5 protein-coding genes are annotated in these 12,823 nt (G+C 43.7%); 2 read left to right on the forward strand and 3 right to left on the reverse strand.

Going from position 1 to position 12,823, the window contains the following annotated elements; translation table 11 throughout:
* Positions 1–12: 12 nt before the first annotated feature.
* A complete protein-coding gene (locus NDI48_20015) occupies positions 13–6,042 on the reverse strand; it encodes an AAA family ATPase (protein MEP0833455.1) in 6,030 nt (2,009 codons plus the stop codon).
* Positions 6,043–6,514: 472 nt separating this feature from the next.
* Here NDI48_20015 and NDI48_20020 point away from each other — a divergent pair, with 472 nt between their 5' ends.
* Together NDI48_20020 and NDI48_20025 are read left to right on the forward strand one after the other, a co-directional pair.
* Positions 6,515–8,881 carry a response regulator gene (locus NDI48_20020; GenBank protein ID MEP0833456.1) on the forward strand — a complete coding sequence of 789 codons (2,367 nt, stop codon included), beginning with the start codon at positions 6,515–6,517 and terminating at the stop codon, positions 8,879–8,881.
* Between the two features lie 232 nt (positions 8,882–9,113).
* The gene (locus NDI48_20025) at positions 9,114–10,685 is read left to right on the forward strand and encodes an NAD(P)H-quinone oxidoreductase subunit N (protein ID MEP0833457.1); all 1,572 of its coding nucleotides are present in this window, start codon (positions 9,114–9,116) and stop codon (positions 10,683–10,685) included.
* 252 nt (positions 10,686–10,937) lie between these two features.
* On the opposite strand, the gene NDI48_20030 is transcribed toward NDI48_20025, so the two are convergent.
* Positions 10,938–11,309 (reverse strand): hypothetical protein, encoded by a 372-nt coding sequence (locus tag NDI48_20030; protein MEP0833458.1) that lies wholly within the window; start codon positions 11,307–11,309, stop codon positions 10,938–10,940.
* Positions 11,310–11,891: 582 nt separating this feature from the next.
* Positions 11,892–12,419: a peptidoglycan-binding protein gene (locus NDI48_20035; protein ID MEP0833459.1), complete on the reverse strand. Its 528-nt coding sequence runs from the start codon at positions 12,417–12,419 to the stop codon at positions 11,892–11,894.
* Between the last annotated feature and the right edge of the window lie 404 nt (positions 12,420–12,823).

The raw sequence follows: 12,823 nt of genomic DNA on the forward strand, positions 1-12,823 counted from the left end.
TGACATTCCTATTCAAATTGTTTTGAGAAATTCTCGAATTTGTTTTCCTTTAAATTCTTTAGCCAGTTGACGCAGATGGGTTGCAAACGGTACCCATTGCTGATCTAACTCCTCCAATTGAGTCGCCCGCTTAGCCAGCCCTCTGAGGTCGCCCCTCCTGGCCATATCGAGCAATGCAGCGACCTCTTGGGCAGGCGGAACAATCAATTTTGCATGTGGAGTTTCAGATTCGGGATGAAGCTCCTTTGGTTCTGGGCTATCGCTCGTTGTCTCCTCGTAAATCCATTCCAGTCCCAAATGAAGGCGTAATTTCTCTAAAAGCTCCGCTTCCCGAATTGGCTTGGGCAGAAAATCATCACAACCAACTTCCTGACTCTGCTGGCGATCAAAATTAAATACGCTAGCCGAGATGGCAATCACCACGACATCTTTAAGCTCTGGTAACGTCCTGAGGCGACGAGTCGCTTCAAATCCGTCCATCACGGGCATCACCAAATCCATAAATATTACATCTGGCTTAAACTCATGCACTTTATTAAGAGCGTCTAAGCCGTTGGCTACTTCAACTACTTCAAACCCTAAAGGCTCTAGTATATTGACGAGGACAGAGCGATTCATCCACTTGTCATCTACGACTAAAACCCTGCGTTTTTTACCTTTGAAAGTACTAATGTTACGTTCCCGACCCTTAGCAATATTATCTCTGAAGGCAACCTCAGGTACATCTAAATCAAACCAGAAAATACTTCCTTTACCTAAGGTACTCTTGACATTAATTGACGTATTCATCAACTCAATTAATTGACGGCTAATTGCCAGCCCCAATCCCGTTCCTTCAGTCTTCCGACTTTCCTCACCCACCTGCTGAAAGGGCAAAAAGATTTCTTCTAATTGCTGCTGGGCAATGCCAATGCCTGTATCTTCCACTTGAAACCGTAGTTTCCCCTCCTGATACCCTACTTTGAACGTTACACTTCCTCTTTCAGTGAACTTGACAGCATTGCCCACTAAGTTAATCAAAACTTGCCGCAACCTTTTTTCATCAGCTCGGATACCTTGAGGGAGTGGGGAAAGAGTTTCGTAAAGTAACTCGATACCCTTTTGCTCGGCACGGATATGGCAGATTTCATAAATGCCATTAATAAATTCAGGAAAATCAAATTCTTTGGGGTAAAGCTCCATTTTTCGAGCTTCGATTTTAGAGAGGTCTAAAATATCGTTGATCAGGGTCAGTAGATGTTCGCCGCACTGATGAATAATACCAATACCATTCTTTTGCTGCTCCGTTAAATTTTTATACTTTTTAAAGATTTGGGTGTAACCCAATATCCCATTGAGCGGAGTGCGGAGTTCGTGGCTCATGTTAGCCAGGAATTCACTCTTGGCACGGTTAGCGGCTTCGGCGGCTTCTTCAGCTCGCTGGCGTTCGTGAATTTCTGCTTGTAGCCGTAAATTGTTTTCCTGTAACTCCAAGGTGCGCTGTTGTACTTTGGTTTCCAAATTTTGCAGAGCTTCTTCTAAATCTGTATAAAGACGCGCATTTTCGATTGATATGGCGGCCTGTGATGATAAAACTCTTAATACTTCTAATCGCTCAGAGGTGAAAGCATCAGTCATTAAATTATTTTCTAAATAAAGAATACCGATGAGTTTACCTTGGTGGATTAGCGGTGTACATAAAACGGATTTTGGTTGATTGCTAAGTATGTAAATATCTGTACTAAAGATGCTGGAAGCAGAAGCATCCTTTAAAACCACATCTTTATGAGTTCTTTCGACATAGTTAATTATAGATATAGGTAATTGCTGACCGCCACACACGGGAATTGACTGCAATAATATAACGTTATTTTGTTCAATATTAGTTTGTGCTTCTATAAAAAGATTGCCTAATTTATCTAAAATTAAAATTCCTTTTTCCGCACCAGCATTCTCAATAGCAATGTTCATTAATTGACTTAATAAATTACTTAATACTATTTCACCTGAAATAGTTTGAGAGGCTTTCATAACAGTGGCTAAGTCTAAGCTACTATTCGTTCTGGAATGACTGGTAGTAGTTAGAGAATTGGTTATTTGGTTAACTGTAGTTTGGGTTCGGCTTCTAGCTGAAGTTCCAGTCAATAAATAGGGGTATTTTTCTTCTAAATCATCAACTTTACGTTTAGCGCCCCAAACTTGATAAGCGTAATGAGCCTTTTGCATATAAAGTTGGGCGATCGCGTCTTTCCCCCATGATAGGTAGAATTTGGCAGCGAGTTCGTGAGCAAGGGCTTGTTCATTGATGTACTCATTGTCTTTAGCTAAAGCAATGGATTTGTCGTACATTTCCATTGCCTCAATTTTTTCGCCTAAAACTCGATGGCGTTCTGCCTCCACTAGATAGTATTTATGCAAATAATTCATTGGAGCATAATGCGCCCATTTTTGTATTTTTTCTTGATTCGTTTGTACTCGATTAAGAATGTCCTGTTGCTCAGACTGTGAAGTTTCAGAATATACAGCGACGCGTACTAGAGAATCATAAAAATAAAAAATAATAGCCGTTGGTTGCCCTGCCGATGCGCCGAAAGAACTCTCTATGTGAGGGATATGCTTCAAGGCTTCTGGGTAATTTTCAAACCCATAACAAAGCGCAAGTTTGTGCAAATATAAGTAATGAATTGCCAGTTGATCGTTCGTTTGCTGATGTAGGGGCAGCATTTCCTCTTCATCGTAGACCTCCCCCTTTAGCTGACACTGATTGTGGCTTCTTCCCATCAGAGTTAGGACGGCTTGCCAACAAATTTTTATACTATTAAGAGCTGTCTCTTGGCTGATTTGACGAACAGCATCTGCGTAAGTGGCGAGTTCTCGTTCAAATTGGATAAGTTCCTTGCCAGCAAAAAACGAGTAGTGGCTCCAGACCATGATGGCAAAGCCAGCATATTCTAAATCTCCAGTTTCCAGCCCGCTAGAGAAAGCTGAAAGGAGAGGTTCTAAGGTATTCCTGGCATGTTCTTTCCAATGTAGGACACCCGCAGGCACCATGTGGTATGTCTTGGTTTCGATCTCCTTAGCATTTAACTTGGATACTAGACGTAACGCTAATTGACCGAACTCATAGCCCCGATCAATGTCTCCTACGATCGCGCAAAGCAGAAGACCATATAAAGCATAGGCAAAAGGAGATACAGACGCATTGCCATATTGCACAGATAAATCAATCTGCTTACACACGGTTAAAGGCGCTAGTAAAGGCATGCCACAATAGCAAACAGCAAATATTCTTGACAGAATTCTGATGGCTGCCAGTCGATGAGGATCTGTCATTTCAGGGAGATCGATTAATTCCTCAGTTCGCGTTCCGCTCAAAATTGCCGCCGTTTCTCCTAATGCCTGCCCAATATCTGATGGGTTTGGCGAGTCAGGAAATTCTAGCCCTAACTGCTTTAAGACTTGCAATCCTGTATTCAGCGCTTCCAGCAGCTTGTTCTGCCCCATATAGGCTTGAATCTGGACTTCGTACACTTTTACGCTATCCAGTAGTGTTTTGGCGCGAGCTTGCACGATTTCAGCCAATCTCTGCATTGCTTCAACGTCACCGTTCAGATAGGCTGCTTCTGCCGCTTCAGTATGCAGCGATAACGTTAGTTCGTACTCAGTCTCCCAACTGAAATCTGCTAACAGTACTAAACCCGCTTGCAAATATTTGGTAGCGGCAGCATGAGCCGCTGCTGCTTTGGCTTTCTGTCCAGCCATTAAGTTAAGTTTGGCGATTTCAGTTCGTTCGGATTTATCGCTAATTAGTTCACGTCCCAAGTTTAGATGATCGACGATTTCAAATATCTTTTTTAGCCGTGCCTCTGACGCAGTGTTTTGCCAGAGTAAACGACCAATTTGCAAGTGAGTGACTTGCTTATAGCTGTCATTAATGAGAGCATAAGCGGCTTGTTGCACGCGGTCATGGAGAAACTTAAATTCCAGACTAACTAGATGTGTATCGATGATGTCTTCTGGTATGCTTTTCAAGCCAGAAATAGGTAATATTAAGCCTTCCTGAATTGCTCCCCAAAGATGGCGATACGCAACTGCTGCCGACCGCTTGTAGATAATCGAGAGAGTTTGTAAGTCAAACGTGTTGCCAACACAAGCCGCCAACTGCAAAATCTGCTGTGTAGAATCAGGCAATTTTCGCAACTTCCGAATCATCAACTCCACAACATTACCAGTAATACCCATCGCCTCAATGTTTGAGATATCCCATTGCCAAAAAGCTTGGCTGTCTTGGGACGGGAGGGTAAACGTTAACAGGTTTTCCTGATACAGAGTTTTGAGAAATTGATTAACAAAGAAAGGATTGCCAGAAGTTTTCCTGATTACTAATTCGGCTAAGGGTTTGACGGCAATGGTATCACTGTGTAGTGTGTCAGCAATTAGATTCCTAAGATGGTCAAGTGCTAAGGGAGCTAAGGTGATGTTATTAATAATGACACCTTGGGAACGAAGCGAATCAAGAGTAATCATTAAGGGATGCGTCCGATTAACTTCGTTATCTCGATACGCTCCGATAAAGAATAAATAGCCCGTTTCTGCATCTGTGATTATCACTTCTAGTAACTTCAGGGTTGCAGAATCCGTCCATTGCAAATCATCTAAAAAGATAACTAAAGGATGCTCTTGTGAGCAGAATACACGGATGAAGTTCTGAAATACTAAATTAAAACGGTTTTGTGCTTCGATTGGCGCTAGCTCTGGAGCGGCTGGCTGCTTACCAATAATGAGTTCTACTTCCGGAACTACATCAATAATGACTTGTGCATTTGTCCCAAGGACAGCTAAAATTTTTTCTTGCCATTGAGCGAGTTGTGCTTCACTTTCAGTTAGTAGTTGCTTTACTAATGATTGAAAAGTATCGATGATAGCCGAGTAAGGAATATTGCGTTGAAATTGGTCAAATTTACCGGAAATGAAGTAGCCCCGCGCCGCGACAATTGGTTTATGAATTTCATTCACTAAAGAAGATTTACCAATTCCGGAGTAGCCGGAAATAAGCATCATCTCGATCCCTCCCTTCCCCTGCCTACCAAGGGGAGGTTGAGGGGGGTTACTGATTCGCTCAAAGGCATCCATTAACAGACTAACTTCCTGTTCACGCCCATACAGTTTTTGCGAAATATAAAATTGGCTAAATAAATCCAACTCTCCCACCTTAAAACGAGAAATATCGCCAGATGTTTGCAGCATCTTTAGACAAATCTCCAAATCAGCTTTAAGACCTAGCGCACTCTGATAGCGCTCTTCTGCTGTCTTGGCAAGTAATTTCATCACAATCTCAGACAGCACCTCTGGAATTTCTGAATTTATAAGGTGGGGAGGTACTGGTGTTTTAGCAATATGACAGTGAACTAATTCCAGGGAGTCAGTTGCTTGAAAGGGTAGCTGTCCCGTCAGCATTTCATAAAAGGTAACGCCTAAGGAATAAAAGTCAGTGCGGTAGTCAATTGAGCGGTTCATCCTCCCAGTTTGCTCAGGCGACATATAAGGAAGGGTACCTTCGAGCAAATTGGGATTACTGATGCTTTGGTTTTCTTCCGACAGGCGTGATGAAATACTAAAGTCTATAATTGTAACTTTACCGATTTTGAGATTTATCAGAATATTGTGAGGTTTAATATCTTTATGAATAATATTGTTTTGATGGAGCTGGGCTAGCGTTGAAGCTAATTGAATAGCAATATGCAAAAACTGACTTAGCTCGAACTTTTGACTAGTGATAAAGTTTTTCAGCGTTTCTCCGCCAAAGTCTGGCAAAATTAACGCCAGACCGTTTTGATAGCTCTCTAAAGCTATAGGTTTAACAATTTCTTCGATCTCTAGGGCTTGGAGTAGTTCATACTCATGTCTTAATCGAGTAAGTTCTTCTAGAGTGGGATACTCAGCTTTAAGAGTTTTAATAATTACCGAAACTTGCTCTGCCTCCTGGGAAGCACGATAAACGCAAGTAGTGGTACCTTCATAAAGGGTTTCGATCAGGCTGTAGCCGACAATAGTGATACTCATTTTCGTCTTTCGGGCGGATGAGCTTGATAGGCGAAAGCTATTAGCTTCCACCGATGACAAGTTCTGGCGTTGCTAATTTAACATGCTGACACCCATTTCGCTTTCCACAGCCATTCAACCTGCGTGTAAATCTATCGCTTTTTAACACTCACCCACCCAACTCTCCTGCTTTGAATCGTCCCTACCTGACGGGTGCGTTAGAGTGGAACATTACTTTCGATTACGAAATTTTACTTTGAGTTACACAATAGAGCTATACCCCAGACAGAGGAAAAAATTGATGTTATTCCTAAACTCAAACAGAAAAGCTTGTGCCGCGTTCGCTAACCCCCTCACTTTCCGAATGTAACCGCGCTAAAGTATTACTAAAAGAGTAGGATAAAAATGGGTGTTGTTTGTAGCCCATTCCCGTTGAGTAGCTAAATGCCTTCACCAAAAAAATTGGAAGATTATAAAAGATCAAGAGGAATTAATGAGTTTTGAACCTATACAAAAAAGTGTAATTTTACTCGTCGATGACACTCCCATTAATCTGGAAATTTTGCTCGATTTATTAGAGGATTCCGATTTCAAAGTTGTGGTCGCCGAAGATGGGGAAAGTGCGCTTGAAATGGCGGAATATGCCCCACCCGACTTAATTTTGTTGGACGTACTGATGCCAGGAATAGACGGTTTTGAAACTTGCCGTCGATTGAAAGCGAATCCAACCACTCAAGATATTCCTGTAATTTTCATGACTGCCCTGGCTGAGAAGGTGGATAAGGTCAAAGGGTTGAATCTTGGGGCAGTGGATTACATCATCAAACCGCTAGAGCATGAAGAGGTTTTAGCCCGCGTTAACATCCATCTACGCTTGCGGCACCTGACGAAGAGACTCACAGAACAAAATGAGCGATTACAACAAGAAATCTCTGAGCGCAAGCGAGCACAAGAGGAACGAGAGCAAGCCTTTGCAGCACTGCGGCAAAGTGAATCCCGGTTTAGGCGATTAGTTGAATCCAATATCATTGGGATTATTTGTACAGACGTTAACGGCAGTATCACCGATGCTAACGACGCCTTTCTACAAATGGTGGGATACGATAGCTCCGAACTCCTAAAAGGAGATTTGCGTTGGGACGAAATGACTCCATTAGAATATCGCGGTTTGGATGAAAAGGCGCTCGCAGAATTACTTACTTCTGGAGTTTGTACTCCCTACGAGAAAGAATTTATTCACTCTGATGGTAGCCACATTCCTATTATGATTGGAGGTGTTCTTCTAGAGGAGTCTCAACAGAGCGCAGTCGGTTTTGTCCTCGACCTCAGCGAACGCAAGATTGCCGAACAGAAAATCCGCGAACAAGCTGCTCTGCTCGATATCACGACAGATGCAATACTCGTGCGAGACTTGAACAAGAAAATCCGATTTTGGAACAAAGGAGCTGAACGTCTATACGGATGGAAAGCCCAAGAAGTGATCGGCAAAAATGTTCATGAGCTTCTGTATCGACGGGAAACCTTAGATCAACTCGAAGACAGTTGGAAAAGTCTCGCTGAATGTGGCTCGTGGCAAAGTGAATTAATACAATTCACCCAAGAAGGCAAAGAGATCATCGTTGCCAGTCGATGGACATTAGTGCGCGATGAAAATGGGCAACCCAAATCCATTCTTACGGTCAACACCGATATTACAGAGAAAAAACAACTCGAATCACAGTTTCTCCGAACCCAGCGAATGGAGAGTCTGGGAACCCTAGCCAGCGGTATTGCTCACGACCTCAACAATGCACTGACACCGATGATGATGGCAGCTCAACTTCTGGAATGTAAACTCCCAGATGAACAGAGCCAACAGTGGCTTTCGATCCTAGAAACCAATGTGAAACGTGCCGCAGATTTAGTCAAACAAGTACTGTTATTTTCACGAGGAGTCGCCGGTAAGCACACTCCCTTAGACGTAAAATACTTAATTCATGAAATTGAGAAAATTGTTAAACAGACATTTTCTAGAGCGATTGAAATTCGCAGTGAACTCCCAACACAAAATCTGGGGACTATCTCTGGCGATATGACTCAGTTACACCAAGTGTTAATGAACCTCTGCGTTAATGCTCGTGATGCTATGCCAGATGGGGGTACCCTCCAGATTTCTGCCAGAAATTTCTGGGTTGATGCTCACTATGCACAGATGAATATTGAGGCTAAGGTTGGTCCTTACATTGTGATTACTGTATCCGATACAGGTATGGGGATTTCCAAGGAAATAATAGATAGAGTTTTTGAGCCGTTTTTTACGACAAAAGAATTGGGAAAAGGCACAGGTCTTGGTCTTTCAACGGCGATTGGTATTATTAAAAGCCACGGCGGTTTTGTTAAAGTCTTAAGCAAAGTGGGAAAAGGAACACAATTTCAAGTGTACTTACCTGCAATGCCAACAACAACGATTCATTGTCCATCAGAAAGTCACGATGAATTACCCACAGGGCATGGAGAATTAATTCTCGTGGTTGATGACGAAGATTCAATTCGTGACATTACTAAAACCTTACTAGAAACTTATGGCTACAAAGTTTTACAGGCGAGTGACGGAATTGGCGCGATTGCTCTATATACACAACATAAGGAAAAAATTAATGTTGTGTTGATTGACATGATGATGCCCAATATAGATGGCCCAACGGCGATCGGCGTCTTACAAAAAATTAACCCCCAAGTCAAAATTATAGCCATTAGTGGGCTTGTGTCGAACCATAAGCTCGGTCAATTTCTAGGTAATAGCGTCAAAACTTTTTTGCCAAAGCCCTACACATCAGATGAATTGTTGAGAAACTTACAGCTCGTTCTCAGCATAGACTAGAAATTAGAATAGATCAGGAGTAGATTCCGAGAGAGTGACGTTGCAAACCTAAATTTTTTTTCGGAATCAACAACTTCAGAACACCAACAATGATATGGCTACTCAAACACACGAATATCGCCTGACACAGCCCTCTAGAGCAAACTTGGCTGCTCAACCGATGGCAATCACCGATATGATAAGAACGTTAATGTTGAGACAAACATAACCATAGACAATAACAATAGAACCTATGGATTTTGCCACTATTGCTGCCCAGCTGAATGCCGGGATAATTTTGCCAGAGGGAATTATACTAGTTACCCTCGTGCTGGTTTTATTGATTGACCTGATTTCGGGGAGAAGCGCTACTCAGACACTGCCCTATGTGGCGATTGGCGGTCTTCTGCTTGCCCTAGTCGCCCTCTACTACCAATGGGATGTTGCCGACCCCATTGCCTTTTTAGGGGAGTTCAACGGCGACGCCATGAGTATAGCGTTTCGCGGCATCATCGCCCTGTCAACGGCTGTCACGATTTTGATGTCGATTCGCTACGTGCAGCAAGCTGGCACGTCTTTAGCTGAGTTTATCGGCATTTTGCTCAGCGCGACCTTGGGGGCGATGTTCCTATCGGGAGCTAATGAGTTGGTGGCGATTTTTGTCTCCCTCGAAACGTTAAGTATTTCATCGTACCTCTTGACAGGTTACATGAAGCGTGACCCGCGTTCTAATGAGGCCGCGTTGAAATACTTGCTGATTGGGGCATCAAGCTCAGCCGTATTTCTCTATGGCGTCTCGTTGTTATACGGTTTGTCTGGAGGAGAGACGAACTTAAATGCGATCGCCACAAATGTCGCGATTTTAGAAGCCGGTCAATCCCTAGGAATTTTAATTGCTTTGGTGTTTGCGATCGCCGGGATTGCCTTTAAAATCTCAGCCGTTCCCTTCCACCAATGGACACCAGACGTTTACGAAGGGTCTCCCACTCCCGTGGTAGCCTTCCTCTCCGTCGGTTCCAAAGCCGCTGGTTTTGCCCTTGCCATTCGTTTGATGACCACCGCCTTCCCCTTGGTTACCGAACAGTGGCATTTTGTGTTCACCGCACTAGCCATCTTGAGCCTTGTTTTAGGGAACGTCGTCGCCCTGACTCAAACCAGCATGAAGCGCCTGTTAGCTTATTCTTCCATCGCTCAAGCTGGGTTTGTCATGATTGGTCTGATTGCCGGGACAGACGCCGGTTATGCCAGCATGATCTTTTACCTGCTGGTTTATTTATTCATGAACCTGGGCGGCTTTATCTGCGTGATTCTCTTCACCCTACGCACGGGAACTGACCAAATTAGCGAGTACGCGGGTTTATATCAAAAAGACCCCCTCTTAACGTTGGGATTGAGCATTTGTTTGCTCTCTTTAGGAGGAATTCCGCCTCTAGCCGGATTCTTCGGCAAAATCTACTTGTTCTGGGCCGGTTGGCAAGCCGGACTGTATGGTTTAGTCATACTCGGTTTGCTAGCGAGTGTAGTTTCAATTTACTACTACATCCGCGTCGTCAAGATGATGGTGGTAAAAGAACCCCAAGAAATGTCCGACGCCGTGAAGGATTATCCCGAAATCCGCTGGAACCTTCCTGGAATGCGCCCCTTGCAAGTGGGTTTAATCCTAACCGTTATTGCCACTACTCTGGCAGGGATTCTATCGAATCCTCTGTTTGAGTTGGCGAATAGTTCTGTTACCCGCACCCCAATGCTGCAACAAGCGGTGATTAGCCATCAGCAACCTGCTGTCAGCATTCAGCCGATTCAGAATGTAGACGCCCAGATTTAACCTACTCGTCGAAAAATCCCCCTGACACGCTTGGTGACTAGGGGCTAATAAGACGCCTAACTCATTAGAGTTAGGCGTTTTTTTGATTTGATTCAGTTTTTATAGCAGTTGTTTTATAGCAGTCGCCAAGGCAACTCTTGACTCTCGCCAAATACTGAAACCTTGATCCGTCAATATGCAACCCTTCTGCCTTCTGCCTTCTACCTGCTCGTATGATCTCCGGTGCCTTTCGCTATAACTGGACTGTTGAGGTTAGTGGAACAACTTGCGTTTTTGAGGACAGTAATCAGAGCAATTAACCGCATTTTCAGTGAGAGCCATACCAGGGTGAACCGCACACGGAAGATAAGGATTGCTTGAAAAGAACTGACAGTTCCGACAAGGAACTTGAGATATAGGCTCTAGACTAAAAATTTCAGAACGGACAACCGTGAAAATCGCCGACATCATCAAACTAAAAATGACCCAACCCAGAACAACATAAAAGGGATGCTCGAACATCAAGACACTGGGTAGCATTATGCCATCGGTTTGAGTCTGATTGGCTTGAACTTCGCTGTGAGTAGTCTGATTAATCTTTATTTCTCCTAGGGGAGAGCGCTTTATAAATCCATTAGCCTGCATATTACTTCTTGCTGGTCATCCGTATCTACGCTATGCGTTTTTCCCCTTGTAGTCTGTCGATTCTATTCCCTGGAAACATCCTATTTAGCAAGAGAATGCTAGGGACTTAGACATAACCCTTAATGTCTTTCTCTTCATTGACGACTCAGGACTTGACACTTATAGGTATAGCCGAAGACAAATGTAGAGGTCTCTGTCCAGAGTTTTACTTCTCATTTAGCTCTATATAACTAGAGGAATAGATGACCAAGAGCCAATGATTCAGGAGATTAAAAACACTTTCATTTCCTCCCCGGCCTCATACCACAATGATTGTTGCCTTTGCTCCAGCGTGTTCAAGAGTGCAACTTCATGCCTTAATGTGGTGGGGTGGCTCAGGAAAGTCCAACCAAACAAAGCCCAAGGGTAACCTCGCGCCGACTTTTCGGGTAAATTCACACAAAAAAAAAGAGAGCCACTTGTGGCGACTCTCCCGATCATCAGGGTGCATCTAATAACCTTATTATTGCATTTGGGGGTGAGGGGTGTCACCCTCTATTTTAAAGATGTGATGAAGTTTAAGCAGGCGCTACTGTATAAGACTCATCGCCATTTGCGGAAATCAAACGTCCACCGAGTTGGTTTGGCAGGAGTCGGTATGGGGGGATTCCCTTGCAGAACAGTCCAAGTTGTAGGGTCTACCAAGCCAGTGGGTTTTAACTTATGTCTCTCCTGAAAAGCCATAACAGCGCGCTGCGTAGAAGCCCCAAAGTTGCCATTGCAAGGGACGTTATACCCCTGGATTTGTAATAGTCCTTGTAAGTAACGAACATCAGTCCCTGTGCGACCGATGCTAAGTCTGCGAGTTCCAGGCTTGACGGTTGTTTTTAAGGCCGCCCAAGTTTTTGAACCCACAACGCCGTCAACTGTCAGTCCCTGTGCCCGTTGATAGGCGGCGACGGCCTTTTCGGTTAAACTGCCAAACTCCCCATCGACTCGGAGGTTAAACCCATGAGCGCGTAACAGCTCTTGCAATTCAATCACAGCAGGCCCCGAATCCCAGGGATATACCTTTGGACTGATTAGAGTAGCATTGCCAACGGTATTAACCAGTTCTGAATTGGTATGCATGAATGCATCCTCCCTTACAATATGGGTCAGTCCCAGACGCATCTGGGTTTCCGTCATCAGTACGGCGCTCGATAAGATTTCAGTTCCAGCACGATGCTACAAACTTCTTAGGGTGTCCTGATCGAGCCTAGCTTTAGAGATACTAGTGAGTTGTTTGCCATCAAGATCGCCATGTTCTAATCGCGGGTAAAGCCTCTATTGAGAGGCTTTACATCACCTATTTATGGCGATTTTCACAGCAAATAGCTCTCCAGGGAGCAGATGCTATATTTATGATTGTTCTCTATGAAGATAGAACCAGTTTAACCGCAGTGCAGTTTTATGCCAATGCGCGCTTGGAATCGGCTAATTTTTTTCATTTACCTTTAAGAACTCTACAACTTAGTGGTCTATTGCACAAGTTT

The organism is Microcoleus sp. AS-A8 (assembly GCA_039962225.1).
In the GTDB taxonomy this organism is placed as follows: domain Bacteria; phylum Cyanobacteriota; class Cyanobacteriia; order Cyanobacteriales; family Coleofasciculaceae; genus Allocoleopsis.